14 protein-coding genes are annotated in these 17,029 nt (G+C 61.7%); 9 read left to right on the top strand and 5 right to left on the bottom strand.

Annotated features, from left to right (window positions below; translation table 11 throughout):
• Positions 1-20: 20 nt before the first annotated feature.
• The 7 genes from FB009_RS18865 to FB009_RS18835 all read left to right on the top strand — a co-directional run bounded on the left by FB009_RS18865 (position 21) and on the right by FB009_RS18835 (position 7,757).
• Complete coding sequence (locus FB009_RS18865; RefSeq protein ID WP_164830079.1) at positions 21-1,595, top strand: ABC transporter ATP-binding protein; 1,575 nt, start codon at positions 21-23, stop codon at positions 1,593-1,595.
• Positions 1,585-2,679 carry an ABC transporter permease gene (locus FB009_RS18860; RefSeq protein ID WP_011975573.1) on the top strand — a complete coding sequence of 365 codons (1,095 nt, stop codon included), beginning with the start codon at positions 1,585-1,587 and terminating at the stop codon, positions 2,677-2,679. Before FB009_RS18865 ends, FB009_RS18860 begins: the two co-directional genes overlap by 11 nt.
• Positions 2,679-3,599: an ABC transporter permease gene (locus tag FB009_RS18855; protein ID WP_011975572.1), complete on the top strand. Its 921-nt coding sequence runs from the start codon at positions 2,679-2,681 to the stop codon at positions 3,597-3,599. Before FB009_RS18860 ends, FB009_RS18855 begins: the two co-directional genes overlap by 1 nt.
• Positions 3,600-3,639: 40 nt before the next feature.
• Positions 3,640-4,710, top strand: a complete 1,071-nt coding sequence (locus FB009_RS18850; protein WP_011975571.1) for a BMP family ABC transporter substrate-binding protein — start codon at positions 3,640-3,642, stop codon at positions 4,708-4,710.
• 254 nt (positions 4,711-4,964) lie between these two features.
• Positions 4,965-5,717, top strand: coding sequence for a FadR/GntR family transcriptional regulator (locus FB009_RS18845; RefSeq protein ID WP_011975570.1), 753 nt, complete (start codon positions 4,965-4,967; stop codon positions 5,715-5,717).
• A gap of 113 nt (positions 5,718-5,830) precedes the next feature.
• On the top strand, positions 5,831-7,123 hold the full coding sequence (locus tag FB009_RS18840; protein WP_011975569.1) for a hemolysin family protein: 1,293 nt from the start codon (positions 5,831-5,833) through the stop codon (positions 7,121-7,123).
• Positions 7,124-7,175: 52 nt separating this feature from the next.
• Positions 7,176-7,757 (top strand): hypothetical protein, encoded by a 582-nt coding sequence (locus FB009_RS18835; protein ID WP_011975568.1) that lies wholly within the window; start codon positions 7,176-7,178, stop codon positions 7,755-7,757.
• 1 nt (position 7,758) lies between these two features.
• Here the strand turns inward: FB009_RS18835 and FB009_RS18830 are convergent, their stop codons facing one another.
• Genes FB009_RS18830 through FB009_RS18810 form a run of 5 tightly spaced genes read right to left on the bottom strand, consistent with a single transcriptional unit; the run spans position 7,759 to position 13,222 of the window.
• A complete protein-coding gene (locus FB009_RS18830) occupies positions 7,759-8,979 on the bottom strand; it encodes a molybdopterin molybdotransferase MoeA (RefSeq protein ID WP_011975567.1) in 1,221 nt (406 codons plus the stop codon).
• Positions 8,979-9,473, bottom strand: coding sequence for a cyclic pyranopterin monophosphate synthase MoaC (gene moaC, locus FB009_RS18825; protein ID WP_011975566.1), 495 nt, complete (start codon positions 9,471-9,473; stop codon positions 8,979-8,981). The genes FB009_RS18830 and moaC overlap by 1 nt, the downstream gene beginning before the upstream one ends.
• Positions 9,473-10,288, bottom strand: a complete 816-nt coding sequence (gene trpC / locus FB009_RS18820) for an indole-3-glycerol phosphate synthase TrpC (RefSeq protein ID WP_102045594.1) — start codon at positions 10,286-10,288, stop codon at positions 9,473-9,475. Before trpC ends, moaC begins: the two co-directional genes overlap by 1 nt.
• 9 nt (positions 10,289-10,297) lie before the next feature.
• Positions 10,298-11,311 carry an anthranilate phosphoribosyltransferase gene (gene trpD, locus FB009_RS18815; protein WP_011975564.1) on the bottom strand — a complete coding sequence of 338 codons (1,014 nt, stop codon included), beginning with the start codon at positions 11,309-11,311 and terminating at the stop codon, positions 10,298-10,300.
• Between the two features lie 18 nt (positions 11,312-11,329).
• The gene (locus tag FB009_RS18810) at positions 11,330-13,222 is read right to left on the bottom strand and encodes a peptidylprolyl isomerase (protein ID WP_011975563.1); all 1,893 of its coding nucleotides are present in this window, start codon (positions 13,220-13,222) and stop codon (positions 11,330-11,332) included.
• Between the two features lie 350 nt (positions 13,223-13,572).
• Between FB009_RS18810 and FB009_RS18800 the strand changes: the two genes are divergently transcribed.
• Both FB009_RS18800 and glmU read left to right on the top strand, forming a co-directional pair.
• Entirely contained in the window at positions 13,573-15,219 is a 1,647-nt protein-coding gene (locus FB009_RS18800; RefSeq protein ID WP_011975562.1) for a Na/Pi cotransporter family protein, read from the top strand.
• A 167-nt stretch (positions 15,220-15,386) separates the two neighbouring features.
• Positions 15,387-16,757, top strand: coding sequence for a bifunctional UDP-N-acetylglucosamine diphosphorylase/glucosamine-1-phosphate N-acetyltransferase GlmU (glmU, locus tag FB009_RS18795; protein WP_011975561.1), 1,371 nt, complete (start codon positions 15,387-15,389; stop codon positions 16,755-16,757).
• Positions 16,758-17,029 lie beyond the last annotated feature (272 nt).

Below are 17,029 nucleotides of genomic sequence, written 5' to 3'. Positions count from 1 at the left end.
AAGAGGGGAAAGAGGGCAGCGTGCCTGTAAAGGGACAAACCGCGAGCGGCCCGTTGCTGGCCGTTCGCCAGCTTACGAAATTGTTCGGCTCGTTCGCGGCCTGCAATGCAATAGACCTGCAGATCGAACCCGGAGAAATCCACGCGCTGCTCGGCGAGAACGGCGCGGGAAAATCGACATTGGTCAAGATGCTCTTCGGCGTGCTCGCGCCCACGTCCGGTGAGATCCGATGGCGGGGGCGGAATGTCCGCATCACCAGCCCGAGCGATGCCCGCTGCCTCGGGATCGGCATGGTCTTTCAGCATTTTTCATTGTTCGAGGCGCTGACCGTTGCGGAGAATATCGCTCTCTCGATGAATGGGAGCGTTTCGCTCGCCCGCGTTGCCGAGGAGGCAGCACGGTTATCGCAGATTTACGGGCTGCCGCTCGATCCGAAGGCGCATGTCGCCGATCTCTCCGTCGGCGAACGGCAACGGATCGAAATCGTCCGGGCTCTCCTGCAGAACCCGCAGCTCATCATTCTCGACGAACCGACTTCCGTGTTGACGCCGCAGGAAGCCGACCGGCTTTTCGAGACGCTCCTGAAACTGAGATCCGAGGGGCGTTCCGTCCTCTATATCAGCCATCGTCTCGAGGAAGTGCAGCGCATCTGCGACCGCGCAACGGTGCTGAGACACGGCAAGGTCACCGGCGCCTGCGACCCACGCGCCGAGACTCCCGCATCTCTCGCACGGATGATGGTCGGCAGTGATGTAACCGTCGTGACTCCAGAGGGGACGAGCACCAGAGGCGACGTGCAATTGGAGGCGCGACATCTCTCGGTCGCGGCGCGCACGCCCTTTGCCGTATCACTCAAGGACATCTGTCTGAGGGTCAGGGCGGGCGAGGTGCTGGCCATCGCCGGAGTGGCCGGCAACGGGCAGAGCGAACTCTTCGACGCCCTTTCAGGCGAGTATCCGGTGGCTGACGACGACGCCGTCCAGATACGCCAGCGGCCGGTCGGCACGAGGAACATCAATGCGCGCCGGCTGATGGGGGCCGGTTTCGTACCGGAAGAGCGCCATGGGCATGCCGCCATATCGGGGTTGTCTCTCTCCGACAATCTCGTCCTGGCGCGCAGTCAATCCGACCGGCAGGCGTTCCTCGGCGGAGGTGCCTTGAAGATCATCCGTCATGGGGCGGTCAAGGCGGCAACGAGGCGCATTTCCGAGGCGATGGACGTGCGCAAGAGCGGCGACGACCCGCCGGCCGGTTCACTTTCGGGCGGAAACCTGCAGAAATTCATCGTCGGAAGGGAGCTGGACCGGCAACCGGCGGTGCTCGTCGTCAACCAGCCGACCTGGGGCGTCGACGCCGGAGCAGCGAGCCGTATCCGCCAGGCGCTCGTCGATCTCGCAAAAGCCGGCTCCGCCGTGCTGGTGATCAGCCAGGACCTCGACGAGATATTCGAAGTGGCGACGGAAATCGCGGTGATCAACGAAGGACGTCTTTCCGATCCCTATCCGGCGCGTGAACTTTCGCGCGAAAAGATCGGGCTGCTGATGGGCGGCATGTCCGGGAAGACCGAAAGCGCGGGAGCAGCGCATGCGCATTGAACTCGAAAAGCGAGCGAAGGCCTCGGCGCTGTTCTCGATCCTGTCGCCGTTCATTGCCCTTGCACTGACCATCCTCTTCGGCGGCGTGATGTTCGCATTGCTGGGCAAGAATCCGGTCACAGCGCTTTACAGCTTTTTCGTCGAGCCGCTGAGCGAAGTCTGGTCGCTGCACGAGCTGGCGATCAAGGCGGCGCCGCTGATCCTGATCGGCGTCGGGCTCTCCGTGTGCTTCCGTTCCAACAACTGGAACATCGGCGCTGAGGGTCAGTTCATCATGGGCGCCATTGCCGGCTCGGCCCTTCCGGTTCTTTTCTACGATTGGCAGTCGCCGCTGTTACTGCCGCTGATGATGCTACTCGGCATGATAGGGGGAGCGCTTTTTGCGGCCATACCGGCCTTTCTGAAGGCGCATATGAATACCAACGAGATCCTGACAAGCCTGATGCTGGTCTATGTGGCTCAGCTCTTTCTCGACTGGCTCGTTCGAGGCCCCTGGCGCAATCCGCAAGGCATGAACTTTCCGGAAACGCGGACGTTCGGTGCTGATGCAGTCCTTCCCGAAATGCTCGCCTCGGGGCGCATGCATTGGGGGTTCGCCTTCGCCATCGTCGCAGCGGTGCTGGTGTGGTTCATGATGCGCTATACGTTGAAGGGCTTCGAAATCACCGTGCTCGGTCAATCCGAGCGGGCAGGGCGCTTTGCGGGCTTTTCCTCGCGCAAGATGATCTGGTTCTCTATGCTGTTTTCCGGTGCGCTGGCGGGGCTGGCCGGCATTTCGGAAGTGAGCGGGGCGATGCAGCAGCTCCGTCCGGTGATCTCGCCCGGCTACGGCTTCACCGCCATCATCGTCGCATTCCTCGGCCGCCTCAATCCGCTGGGGATCGCCGCTGCCGGTCTTGTCCTTGCCTTGACCTATCTTGGCGGAGAGGCGGCGCAGCTTTCGATCGGCGTATCCGACAAGGTAACGCGCGTCTTCCAGGGACTGCTGCTGTTCTTCGTGCTCTCGTGCGACGCGCTCATTCACTATCGCGTCCGGCTGGTGTGGGACCGCTTCGCAGCGGTCAAGACTGAAGAGGCGCACTGATGGGCATAGTCGAAGCAATCCTCTTCAGCGTCATCACCGCTGCGACGCCGCTCGTCCTCGCCGCTTTGGGCGAGCTCGTCGCCGAACGGTCCGGCGTGCTTAATCTCGGCGTTGAGGGCATGATGATCATGGGAGCTGTCTGCGCCTTCGCCGCGACGCAGCTCATTGGCTCGCCCTATGCCGGAATCCTTGCCGGTATTGCTGCCGGCGCGGTGTTTTCGCTGCTGTTCGGCTTCCTGACGCTGACACTGGTTGCCAATCAGGTTGCGACCGGCCTGGCACTCACGCTTCTGGGGCTCGGCGTCTCCGGGATGCTCGGCGAGAGTTTTCTCGGCATGCAGGGGATCAAGCTGCAGCCGATCGCGATTCCGCTCCTGTCGAAGATACCTGTCGTCGGGCCGCTTTTGTTTCGGCAGGACGCCATATTCTATGCTTCGGTCGCGATTTTGGTTGGCGTTCACCTGTTTCTGTTCAAAAGCCGTGCGGGATTGAAGTTGCGGGCGGTGGGCGACAGCCACTCCTCGGCCCACGCTCTCGGCGTGAACGTCATTCGCACCCGCTACCTTGCCGTTCTGTTCGGCGGCGCCTGCGCCGGACTTGCCGGAGCGCAGTTGTCGCTCGTCTACACGCCCCAATGGGTGGAGAACATGTCGGCCGGCCGCGGCTGGATCGCGTTGGCACTGGTGGTCTTTGCATCGTGGCGACCCTGGCGAGTCGTCGCCGGAGGATATCTGTTCGGGGCCGTCTCGATCAGTCAGCTGCACGCTCAGGCCTTCGGAATCGGCATCCCGTCACAGTTCCTGACCGCGCTTCCGTACATCGCAACGATCGTCGTACTCATTCTTATCTCGCATAACCGGCGCATGACCCTGATCAATACGCCGGCATCGCTCGGCAAGCCGTTCGTGCCGGACCGGTGAACAAGACAGACGGACATTTCTCAAACCGACAGAGGTCAAAATGAAAAAACTACTCGTCGCCCTCGCAACCACGGTAGCCGTGCTCGGTATCGCGCCGGCTGCAAGCGCTCAGGAGAAGGCAAAAATCTGCTTCATCTACGTCGGCTCGAAGACGGACGGCGGCTGGACCCAGGCGCACGACATCGGCCGTCAGGAGCTGGAAAAGGAACTCGGCGACAAAATCGAAACGCAGTTCCTGGAAAACGTGCCGGAAGGCCCGGACGCTGAACGCGCGATCGAGCGGCTGGCGCGTTCAGGCTGCGGCCTGATCTTCACCACGTCCTTCGGATTCATGGATGCAACGATCAAGATCGCGGCGAAATTCCCGGATGTGAAGTTCGAGCACGCGACCGGCTACAAGACCGCGCCGAACGTTGCCACCTATAACAGCCGCTTCTACGAAGGCCGTTACATCCAGGGTCAGATCGCCGCGAAAATGTCCGAAAAGGGCGTTGCCGGCTATATCGCCTCCTTTCCTATCCCCGAGGTAGTGATGGGCATCAACGCCTTCGTCATCGGCGCCCGGGCGGTCAACCCCGATTTCAAGATCAAGGTCGTGTGGGCGAACACGTGGTTCGACCCGGGCAAGGAAGCGGATGCCGCCAAGGCCCTCATCGACCAGGGCGTCGATATCATCACCCAGCACACCGACACGACGGCGCCGATGCAGGTCGCGGCAGAGCGCGGTATCAAGGCCTTCGGCCAGGCATCCGATATGATCGCGGCCGGACCGCAGACGCAATTGACCGCCATCGTCGACACCTGGGGCGCCTATTACGTGAAGCGCACCAAGGCGTTCCTCGATGGAACCTGGTCGACGTCTTCGAGCTGGGATGGCCTGAAGGACGGTATTTTGACAATGGCGCCTTACACCAACATGCCTGATGACGTGAAAGCAATGGCGGAAGAAACAGAGGCGAAAATCAAATCCGGCGAGTTGAAGCCGTTCACCGGTCCACTCAACAAGCAGGATGGCAGCCCTTGGCTGAAAGAGGGCGAGACCGCCGACGACGCAACGCTGCTCGGCATGAACTTCTATGTCGAAGGCGTCGACGACAAGCTGCCGCAATAAAAGGGCCAGTCTGAACAAGTTGGCCGAATAGAACCTTGACGATTTGCAGACCCCGCGCTTGACGCGGGGTCTGTGCATTCCCTGTGGGGTGTCACCTTGTTCGATCCGCAGTTTTTCCTGCATTTCTCAGCAGGCTTTCAGGAATCGTCTATTCGATCTAGTGTGGTTCGATTCGATCTGATGTGAATCGATCTGCCGCCGGCGCGGCGACGGAAGCGCTCGAGCAGGGAGGACAGTTCCCGAGGAGGAATGGATTGAACAAGAGCCTGCTTGAGACCGTGATATCCGGCACGCCGAAACGGACGAGCCATGCACAGGTCGTGGATCAACTCGGCAAGGCGATTGTTTCAGGCGAATTCCCGGTCGGCAGCATCCTGCCCGGAGACCCCGATCTGGCGATGCGCTTTCGGGTTTCGCGCACAGTGTTGCGCGAAGCCATGAAGACGCTTGCAGCCAAGGGCATGATCGTCCCGCGTGCTCGAATCGGCACACGCGTCACCCCCCGCAAGGAATGGAACCTCTTCGATAGCGACATCCTCACATGGCATTTCGCATGTGGCGTCGACGAAGATTTTCTCTACCATCTGAGCGAAGTGCGGCTCGCCTTCGAGACGCATGCTGCGGCTCTGGCGGCGAGAAATGCATCGGACGCGGAGATCGCGGGGATGATGCGTCTTGCGGTCGCCATGGGGGACGCAGATCACACGCCGGAGAGTCTCGCCACCGCAGACCTCAAATTCCATCTTTCCGTTATTGAAGCCTCTGGAAATCCCTTCCTGCGCACGGTCGGCGGCCTGATCGAGGCCGCCCTTGTCGGCGTCTTCAAGCTCAGTTCACCCACCGCCGAGAAAGGCGGCATCGACGAGGTGGCACGGAACCACATCCGTATCGTCGAGGCGGTCGGCAAACGGGACGAGGCGACCGCGCGCCTTGCAATGGAGCACGTGATCAAGGTGGGGCGCGCACGTATCCGTCAGGCGCTCAGCGGAAGCGTGGCGAAAGCCTGACCTCCAGGCTTCGTGAAATCCTGCTGCCGACCTTGCCCGCGCCCGCGGCCTAGCCTATCTGGAACAAGGGCAGTCTTCAGCGCAGCCCAATTGGAAACGGTGAACCGGAGACCATGGCCGAACTTTTCGTCATTTTGCTTCTGCTTTTGATCAACGCCTTTTTTGCGTTGTCGGAAATGGCACTCGTGTCGGCAAGCAAACCGCTCCTTCGTCAGATGGTCAAGCAGGGAATCCCGCGCGCAGAAGCCGCACTCAGGCTTGCGGAAGATCCAGGCAAATTCCTGTCGACGGTGCAGGTCGGGATCACCCTGGTCGGTATCCTGGCTGGCGCCTATGGAGGCGCGACAATCGCCGCCAACATCGCGCCGTTCCTGAACGACATCGCCTGGATCAGCCCTTACGGCGATACGGTCGCGGTCGCCCTCGTCGTCACCCTGATCACGTTTCTGTCGGTGGTCATCGGCGAGCTCATACCGAAGCAGTTGGCGCTTCGAAACTCGGAAGCGCTGGCGATGTTCGTCGCCCGTCCGATGGCGCTGCTTTCGCGTATCGTCGCCCCGGTAGTCTATCTGTTCGAAGGCGCGGCCAACCTTTCGATGCGTATCATGGGAATGAGGCCCGAGGACGCGGATCACGTGACCGAAGAGGAAGTTCAGGCGATCATGGCGGAAGGCGTCGAAAGCGGCGCCATCGAAAAGAGCGAACACGAGATGCTGCGGCGGATCATTCGCCTTGGCGACCGCAATGTAAAAACGATTATGACGCATCGCACCGAGGTGAGCTTCATCGACATCCAGGACGATCTGGAGACGATCGGACACAAGATCCGGCAGTCCGGCCACTCGCGCTATCCGGTGGTCGACGGGCCTGCGGGCGATGTGATCGGGGCAGTCCTTGCAAAGGAGATATTGAATGTTTCGCAAACCGGAAAATTCAATATCCGCGATTATGTCCGTGACATTCTCACACTGCCGGAGACGGCCTCCTGCTTAAAGGCGCTCGAAGCCTTCAAGACGTCCAGCATCAATATGGCCATGATCGTCGACGAATATGGGAGCACAGAGGGGATCATCACCACCGCCGATATCCTCGAGGCGATCGTGGGCATCATTCCATCAAACTATGACGATTCCGAACATGCCCTCATTCACCTGCGCGACGACGGCAGCTATCTCGTAGACGGACGTACGCCAATCGATGAGATCCACCTTCAGATCGGCATCGAGGGCATTGACGCCGACAGCGATTTCGAAACCATCGCGGGCTTTCTGGTGCAGCAATTGCGCAAGTCGCCGGAAGAGGGCGACACGGCCGAGGCTCACGGCTATCGATTCGAGGTGATCGATATGGACGGCCGCCGTATCGACAAAATCCTGGTCAGCCGAGCCGGTGAGGCACTTTCCTGACACCACCGGGCAAGTCGGCGCGCAACGCGGACGAATGCGCGAGGTGAGGCAGATGGCAGCGAATGCGGAAGATGGCGGACGCGGGAGGCCCTGGAGGAGAGCGGCGTGGGGTGCTGCTGCGGCGCTGATGCTGTTACCCTGGCTTGCAATGCAAGTCACCGGGGAAGTAGCGTGGGACGAGGCGGATTTCGCGATTCTAGGTGCCATGCTGGCCGGCTCAGGCGGCATCTACGAGTTGGCAACGAGGATATCGGCCAACGGCGCCTACCGCGCTGCCGTCGGCGTTGCGCTCGCGACAGCGTTCTTCCTGATCTGGATGAATTTCGCACTCGGGATCATCGGGACCGAGGATGGGCCCGCCAACCTCCTTTACGTCTGCGTGCCGGCGGTGGGCATTATCGGAGTCTTCATTGCGCGCCTGCGGCCGAACGGAATGGCACGCGCCTTGTTCGCGACGTCCCTTGCTCAAGGGCTGGTCGCCGCGGTAGCGGTGAGTGCAGGGATGGGATACCCGGAAAGTCCGCCGCTGGAAATCCTTGGGGTCAATGCGTTGTTTGTCGCGCTATGGCTCGCATCGGCCTCATTGTTCCGGCAAGCGGCGCGGGTGCGCACGCCCTCCCGGTCGCAGCTTTAGGTCAGACTGAATCCCTCAACTTGAAAACACTGCATGCCTCTCCGATCTTGGCCTCGGGGGCACCAGGCGGCCTTACGATCAGGCCATCGGACTGGGCGAAAACGCTGACCATCGACGAATCCTGGCGCGGGAACGGGTGGGCCAGGAACGATCCGTCGGCCTCCCGGGTCAGGCGGGCACGTATATAGTCCTGGCGCCGGTCATTGGCCGGCAGCGGGGTGGCAAGTCGTGCCTGGGACAGTCGTGAACGGGCCGGAAGATAAGCAAGCTTTCGCGTCAATGGTTCGAGGAAGAGCAAGGCGCAAACAAGGCTGGAAACGGGATTTCCGGGCAAACCCAGAACCGTCATACCGTCGAGATCGCCGACCATCAGCGGCTTTCCCGGGCGCATTGCAATACGCCAGAAATCGAGCGTCATGCCGCAGCCGAGCAGCGTCGATTGGACGAGATCGTGATCGCCGACCGAGGCACCACCGAGGGTGACAAGCACATCCGCTTCAGCCGCGTGCGCTTTGGAGACGGCCGCGGCGATTGCCGCGGGCTCATCACCGACAATGCCAAGATCAAGAACTTCGGCGCCGTTCTCCCGGGCGATCGCGGCCACCCCGAAACTGTTGGAGGCGATGATCTGGTCAACCCCGGGAGCGCTCCCCGGCGGCAGCAATTCGTCGCCTGTGGCGAGGATTGCGATTCTGGGTCGTGCAAGAACCGGCAACTCCGGATGGTTCATCCCGGCAGCAAGCGTCAACCGGCCGGCATCGAGCGCGGTTCCGGCCGTGAGTGCTATGTCATCCGCGAGAAAGTCCTGGCCCGCCAGGCGGATGTGCCGGCCTTTGGACGGCGCAAACAGCGTGCGAATGCGTCCCTCCGGCAGGTTTTCCGTATCTTCTTGAATGATTACGGTGTCAGCCCCTGCAGGCACAGGTGCTCCGGTAAAGATCCGCACAGCCTCGCCGGATCTGATTTGACCGCGAAAACCGCTTCCGGCGGCGGATTGCCCGATGACGGTGAGCTCCGTTCCGATTGCGGCAATATCCTCGTAGCGAACGGCATAGCCGTCCATGGCGGAATTGTCGAAGGGAGGGTGGGTTAGACGGGCTGCGACATCTTCGGCGAGTACCCGCCCGAGGCAATCATGGAGCGCCACGCGTTCCACCCGTTGCGGCGGTCGCGCTTTTGCCAAAATTCTCTTCAGCGCCTCCTCGACCGAAAGAAGCGACATCAGCGCATGTCTCCCTCGCGACGATAGTCGCCGGAACGCCCGCCCGATTTACTGACCAGCCGCACCCCGCCGATTTCCATGTCCCGGTCCGCGGCCTTGGCCATGTCGTAGATCGTAAGGCAGGCGACGCTGACGGCAGTCAGTGCTTCCATTTCGACACCCGTTCGGCCGGTCAGCTTCGCCATCGCTTCTACCCGCAAACCGGGGAGCGCGTCATCCGGGGCAATCTCGACCGACACTTTCGTCAGCATCAATGGATGGCAGAGCGGAATGAGGCTCGATGTCTGCTTGGCGGCCATTATTCCCGCGAGCCGGGCGGTTGCGATAACGTCGCCCTTCTTGGCATTTCCTTCGCGAATCAGTGCCAACGTCTCCGGCTTCATCCTGACGAAGCCCTCCGCGACGGCGACGCGGACCGTCTCGGTCTTGTCGCCGACATCGACCATGCTCGCTTCGCCGGCGCTGTCGATATGGGTGAGGGCAGGCCCGCTCATCACTCTGCCGCCAGAATGTTTGCGGAGCCGGTCAGCAGCGCACGCGTTGCCGCCTCGACGTCGTCCTTCCTCATCAGGCTTTCACCGACCAGGAAGGTGGTAATCCCGCTCTTCTCAAGGCGTCGGCAGTCTTCGTGAGTGAAAACGCCGCTCTCGCCGACCAGGAGATGGTCGGAGGAGACCATCGTCGCGAGCCTTTCGGAGACGGCAAGGTCAACCTCGAACGTCCTGAGATTACGGTTATTGATACCGACGAGCGGAGATGACAAGCGAAGTGCTCTATCCATTTCCTCCGCGTCGTGTACTTCGACAAGGACGTCCATGCCGAGTGCGAATGCAGCTTCTTCCAGCCGGCGAGCATCATCGTCGGCAAGCGACGCCATGATCAGCAGAATGCAATCGGCACCCCAGGCCCGCGCTTCGAAAACCTGATAGGTGTCGAACATGAAGTCCTTGCGCAGCGCCGGGAGCGGGCAGGCCTCGCGTGCCTTCGTCAGGAACTCCGGTGCACCCTGGAAGCTCGGCGCGTCGGTAAGGACGGACAAACAGGCAGCGCCGCCAGCGGCATAGGCCTTCGCCAGTTCCGGAGGATCGAAATCCGGCCGGATCAATCCTTTCGACGGGCTCGCCTTCTTGATTTCGGCGATCAAGCCGAAGTCGCCTTTTTCCCGGTGCGCCCCGAGTGCAGCACGGAATCCGCGCGGCGGCGACTGTTCGGCAATCCGCGCCTTCAATTCGGCCAGCGGAAGACGTACTTTCGCGGCCGCGATCTCGCCGCGCTTATAGGCTTCGATCCGACGCAGGATGTCCGTCATGTCTTTTCCTCATGCCGCGTTCGAAACGGTGATCAATCGCTGCAAGGCGACCTTTGCGGCGCCGCTCGAAAGCGATTTCCGGGCCAAGTCCATGCCCTCCATCAGGTCCTTTGCGCGCCCCGCTATCATCAACGAAGCGGCGGCGTTCGCAAGGGAAATGTCCCGGTAGGCATTCTCCGCACCGTCGAGAACAGCTTGCAGCGCGGCGGCGTTATGGGCGCCGTCACCGCCCTTCAAGGCATCGAGCGTAACGCGCTCGAGCCCGAAATCGGCCGGTGTCAGTTCGAAGTTGGTGATCGTGCCGTCCTTGAGCGCCGCAACCTTGGTCACTCCGGTCGTCGTGATCTCGTCGAGCCCTTCGCCATGGACGACCCAGACACTCTCGGAGCCGAGATCGCGGAGCACCTCTGCCAGCGGATCGACCCATTGCGGCGCGTAGACGCCGACGAGCTGTTGCCGAACGCCGGCCGGATTGGCGAGGGGGCCGAGCAGGTTGAAGATCGTTCTCGTTCCGAGTTCCACCCGCGTCGGACCGACATGGCGCATAGCCGAATGGTGCTGCTGCGCGAACATGAAGCCCAGACCGGCTTCGCCGATGCAGCGCGAGATTGCCTCGGGCCCTATTTCGAGATTGACGCCCAGGCAGGAGAGCGCATCGGCCGTTCCTGATTTCGAGCTCAGCGCACGGTTGCCGTGCTTGGCGACCGGCACCCCCGCGCCTGCAACGATCAGCGCGGCCAACGTCGAAATATTGTAGGTGCCGGCGCCGTCGCCGCCGGTGCCGACAATGTCGATCGAACCGTCCGGCGCCTTCACGTGCAACATGCGTGCACGCATCGCCCCGACGGCACCCACGATCTCGTCGACCGTTTCGCCGCGTACACGGAGCGCCATGAGAAAGCCGCCGATCTGCGACGGCGTGGCCGCCCCGGACATGATGATCTCGAAGGCCGCGCGTGCATCGTCGCGGCTAAGTGCCTCGCGCGCTGCGACTTTGGCGACGAACGGTTTCAAATCACTCATGAATTCACTTCTCCGTCGTCACCGTTGCGCCAGCGCCGTTTCGGCAAGCGTCTGGTTGATCGAGACGCCATAGGCGGTTTGCAGTGTCGAGACCATCTGATCCAGGATGTCGTCGCCGCTCGCCCGCGCAATCGCTTCGATCTGACGGCTGTCATTGTCGAGGGCGTCGGCAGGCGCTTTCTCCTCGACTGCCGTGACCTGCATGAGCACCTGGCCGTCGCCGCCAATCCCCGGAGCATTGGCAACGTGGCCGTTCGCGCCTCCGAAGGCCGCGATCACCGCAGCAGGACTGAGCGTCGCATCGTTCGTCGAGCGGGTCAGCCCGGTCTTGGTCTCGACCACGAGGCCAAGTTCGCTCGCGATATCGGCGAGCTTGGCGCCCTTTTCCACGCGCTCCTTGAGTTCCTTCGCCTTTGCCGCAAGCGCCGCACGCTGCTGCTCCGCGGTCCAGTCGGCCGCCACTTCGTCGCGCACCTCGTCGAGAGTCCGGTCGCGGCCCGGGATGATCTCCTCGACATCGAACCAGACGGAGCCGTCGCGCCCGATATTGACCGAGAGCGTATCTGTGCCCACGTCGGCCTTGAAGACTTCCTGGAGAAGAGCCCGCGGTTCCGGCAGGTCCTTCACATCATCGCCGTTCTGATCCTTGCCGGAAGCGTCTACCGCAACGACAGTGACAAGCTTGAGCTTCAGCTGTTCGGCAATCTCCTTGACGGTCACGCCGCCGGCACGTTCGTCTTCGATCTTGTCGTGAAGACCGACGAGCTGATCGCGCGCCGCGTCGAGAGCGATCTCCTTGCGCAGTTCTTCCTTCACTTCATCATAGCTTCGAACGGCTTCCGACCGAATATTGGTCACGCGCAGGATGACCGGGCCGAATGGGCCGTCGACCACGGGCGTGGTGCCGCCGTCCTGAGCAACGGCAAAGGCTGCATCGGCAATCTTTGCGTCAGGCATGCGCTCCTTGGTGAAGTCGCCGAGCAGAACGTCCGCCGACGTCTTGCCTTCGGCCTTGACCAGATCGTCGAAGGACGTTCCGGCGGAAAGCTTTGCGGCCGCGGCGTCGGCTGCCTCTCGCGACGGGAAGGCGAGCTGTTCGACCGTTCTCGTTGCCGGCGTGCGGAAGCTTTCCTTGCGCTTGTCGTAATCGGCGCGGAGCTCTTCCTCCGTCACGGAATCGGACGCGGCGAGGTCCTCCGGCTCGAGTTTGATGTAGCTGAACTTGCGGTATTCGGGAGCTCGGTAATTCGCCTTGCGGCTTTCGAACCACGGAGCGAGTACATCATCCCCCGGCGTCTTGACCGCGTCGATATTTGCGTTGGAGAGCAGGAGATAGTCGACCGTGCGCGTCTCGTGGCGATACTTGTCGACGGCCTCCACCAACACCTTCGGCGCCGTGTAGCCGTCCGTGAGCGCATCGACGATCTGCGAGCGAACCGCAACCTGGCTGCGGTTGTTAATGTAGTCCTGCTCCGTCAGCCCCGCATTGCGCAGAACGCTGGAGAATGTCAGCCGATCGAATTGGCCGTTGACGCCGTGGAAGGCCGGGTCTTCGCCGATCAGCCGCGCCAGCCTGTCCTCGGACAGGCCGAGATTCATGTCGGTGGCGAGCTGGTCGAGTGCCGCGCCTGCCACCAGTTGGGCATAGACCTGGTTTTCAACCCCGAAGGCTTGCGCCTGCTGACGCGTCAGCGGCGTACCGAGCTGTCTCGAAAGCAAAGCCACCTGCCGCTCGTAGGCCAGCCGGAAGTCGCTCGGCGACACCTTGATGTCGCCGACGGTAACCACCGCATTGGGCGTGTTTGGCACCATCAACGTCTGACCACCCCACACCATAAATGAGAGGATGAGAAGGGCCAGCAGGGCTTTGACGACCCGGGTCTGGGCGGCGTTTCTCAGGGAGTCGAGCATGTGGGCAGAAAACCTCGTTGGGATACGCTGGCGTGACGCCGAATGAATTCGTTCCTTAGAACAAACCAGAGAGGAATTGAAGGGCGGTTCGGTGCTAATTGCCGCTGGCAGCTTTGCGTTCGCACTGTTCACCCGTGACTGCGTCGCATGACAAGGACCATCCAGCTTTCAATAACAAAGCCAGCAAAGGCGTCAATGACGAAAGCAATGTCGGAATTTGTTAGCCGGCAATCTAAAATGGGCTGCAAATTAAGCGTTGGAAGCGCGCCGTCCTGTGGCAAACTGATGGGAATCGTGTCTTCCATATCCTGTGGGAATTTCAACCCGCGGGCCATTACGGGAAGTCATTCATGCAGTCCACCATCGTGATGGTCAATCTCTTCGGCGCAGTCGCGCTGTTGCTGTTCGGCCTGTCGCTCGTCAAGGAAGGGGTCACGCGTGCGTTCGGAGCGCGGCTTCGATCAGGCCTTGCGCGCGGCACGGACGGTCCCTTACGGGCTTTTGCGACGGGGCTCGTCGCAACCCTCGGCCTGCAGAGTTCGACGGCGACGGCCCTCATGACGGCCTCTTTCGTGGAGAAGGGGCTGATCCGCTCGCAGATGGCGCAGATCGTGTTGCTCGGCGCCAATGTCGGCACGGCGATGACAGCGTGGATCGTCGCCCTCGGCATCGGCTGGCTATCGCCGCTGCTCATCCTCGCGGGCGTTGCGACACACCGGCTGAGCCGGTCGAGCGCCCGCCAGGGCGCGGGCTACGCGCTTGTGGGCATTGGCGTGATGCTTCTTTCGCTCGAGTTGCTCGGCGCCGCGACCGAGCCGATGCGCCAGTCCCAGGCTCTGGCAGCGTTTCTCGGCATGCTCGATAGCGCGTTGCCCGTGGCGATGATCATATCGGCCGGTCTCGCATTTGCGTCATCCTCCAGTCTTGCCGTCGTAATGCTGGTGCTGTCGCTTTCCTCTGCCGGGGTGCTTTCACCCGGACTGACCGTCGCTCTGGTGCTCGGGGCCAATCTCGGGGGGGCGATCCCGCCGGTTATCACCACGCTCGGTTCGGCGCCTGCCGCTCGACGAGTCACGCTCGGCAATCTCGTGGTGCGCGGAATCGGCTGCCTGGTCGCCCTTCCGGCCGTTAGCGTCAGTGCCGATTTTCTGCAGAGTCTGCCGCTGCCGCGACAGAACCTGCCCGTCGACATTCACCTGCTTTTCAATCTCCTTTTGGCCATCGTCGCCTGGCCATTCGCCGGCTTGCTCGCCCGCACCATGAATCGGTTCGTCCCGGACGACGAAGCGGGGGAGTCCGGGCCGCACTTTCTCGACGAAGCGACGCTCGATACGCCGGTGATGGCCCTTTCCGGCGCGACGCGAGAGGTCCTGAGAGTGGGCGATCTGATCGAGGTCATGCTGATGCGTGCCTCCGAGGCATTCAGCAGGAATGACGTCAACGATCTCGGCGACATTGAGAAATACGAACGGCAGGTCGACCTGTTGCAGCAGGAAGTGAAAATCTTCCTTTCGCGGCTGGGGCGCGATGGTCTCAATGAAGAGGATGGCCGCCGTTCGATCGTGATCATCGACTATGCCATCAACCTGGAGCACATGGGCGACATCATCGAAAAAGGCCTTTGCGAGCAGATCGCCAAAAAGGTGAGGGGGGGGCTGCGATTCTCCGAGGAAGGCTATCAGGAGCTGAAGGGCCTTTTCGATCTCACCATCGATAATCTGCGCATCGCCCAGACCATATTCGTCACGCGCAATGCCGACCTTGCGCGCCATCTCATCGAGGTAAAGGTAAACGTGCGTCATATGGAGAAGCGCTCGGCCGAGCGGCATCTGGAGCGGTTGCGCGGCGGTCTTCTCGAAAGTCTTCAGACCAGTTCGCTGCACCTCGACATGCTGCGTGACCTGAAGCGCATCAACGCGCATATCGCATCCGTCGCCTATCCCATCCTCGAGGAAAGCGGCCTTCTGACGGAAAGCCGGCTGCGGCCGCCGGGTTGACGGCAAAGTCCCGTGTATCATCCGGTTTGAACGGAATTAATGCTACGTGATTGTGCGAGTTATGGTTCTCGCAATATGTTGCTGATAGGAACGCCTGAAAAACGGCGCGGCTACGGCCTGCGATTCTGCTCCGGATGCTGTCCGGAGAGTACCAAGGAGATCAGAGTATGGAACGGACTTGCCTGGCGATCATCCTGGCAGCTGGCGAGAGCACGCGGATGAAATCCGCCATGTCGAAGGTGCTGCACCCCGTCGCGGGGCGGGCAATGATCAGCCACGTCGTGGATGCCCTGGCGAGTGCATCGATCTCCGATGTGGCGCTGGTCGTCGGACGCGACGCGGAAGCGGTGGCCGCCGCCGCGAATACAGGCGACGTCGCGGTCACCGCCCTTCTCCAGAAGGAACGGCTGGGGACCGCTCACGCAGTGCTTGCCGCGCGCGAGGCAATCGCGAAAGGCTATGATGACATCCTGGTCGTTTTCGGGGACACGCCACTGATCACCGCCGCGCCCCTCGAGGCGGCGCGTGACGGTCTTGCCGCCGGAAACGACGTCGTCGTGATCGGCTTTCAGGCCGCGGATCCAACCGGATACGGGCGCCTCATCGTTGAAGGTGATGCACTCGTCGCCATTCGCGAACACAGGGACGCCTCCGAGGAGGAACGCCGTATCACCTATTGCAATGGCGGACTCATGGCAATCGACGGCCGCAAGGCTCTCGATCTGCTGGATCGCGTCGGCAATACCAATGCCAAGGGCGAGTACTACCTCACCGATCTCGTCGAGATCGTCCGGTCCCTCGGCGGCCGAGCGATCGCCGTCGAAGCGCCCGAAGAGGAACTTACCGGCTGCAACACCCGCGCCGAACTTGCTTATATCGAGCGCCTCTGGCAACAGCGTCGGCGTCACGAACTGATGCTGGCCGGCGTCTCGATGGTCGCACCCGAGACCGTGTTCCTTTCCTGGGATACGGCGCTTGCGCAGGACGTTCTCGTGGAACCGAACGTCGTCTTCGGACCTGGCGTGCGCGTGGAAAGCGGCGCGATCATCCACGCCTTCTCCCATCTCGAGGGCGCACACGTCCGCGCCGGGGCAGCGGTCGGGCCCTTTGCACGCCTGCGCACAGGTGCCGACCTCGGAGCGAACTCGAAAGTCGGCAATTTCTGCGAGGTGAAGAAGGCAGAGATCGGGGCCGGGGCCAAGGTCAGCCATCTTACCTATATCGGTGACGCCTTTGTCGGCGCCGGCACGAATATCGGGGCCGGAACAATCACCTGCAACTATGATGGCGTGAACAAGCACGTCACGCGCATTGGCGCGAACGCCTTTATCGGTTCCAATTCGGCGCTGGTCGCTCCGGTCTCGATCGGCGACGGGGCACTCATCGCATCCGGAAGCGTGATTACGGAAGACGTACCGGCGGACGCCGTTGCTTTTGGCCGTGCACGCCAGGAGGTGAAGCCGGGCAGGGCACCGATCTTGCGCGAACGCTACAAGGCTGAAAAGCTGGCACGAAAGATCGCCAAGGCCGCGGAGTAGACGCGCGTTAAATACTGACATTGAAAGTGAAATCAAAACGGATTGCCTAGCGGCGCATTTTCGCTACCAAGGATTTCAACGGGTGACCTTTCGCGCCGCGCGTCCTGTTCAGACGCTCAAGGGTCGCTGCATTTTAGTCGACACGCATTTAAGGCGTGAAGAGACGCGGAGAGGGATATGTGCGGGATTGTTGGTATCGTTGGACATCAGCCGGTTTCGGAGCGGCTGGTCGAAGCCTTGAAGCGTCTGGAATATCGCGGCTATGATTCGGC

This window comes from Sinorhizobium medicae (assembly GCF_007827695.1).
Taxonomy (GTDB): Bacteria; Pseudomonadota; Alphaproteobacteria; order Rhizobiales; family Rhizobiaceae; genus Sinorhizobium; species Sinorhizobium medicae.
Note: the sequence above shows the minus strand (reverse complement) of the source record. Positions and strands in the feature narration are given on the sequence as shown.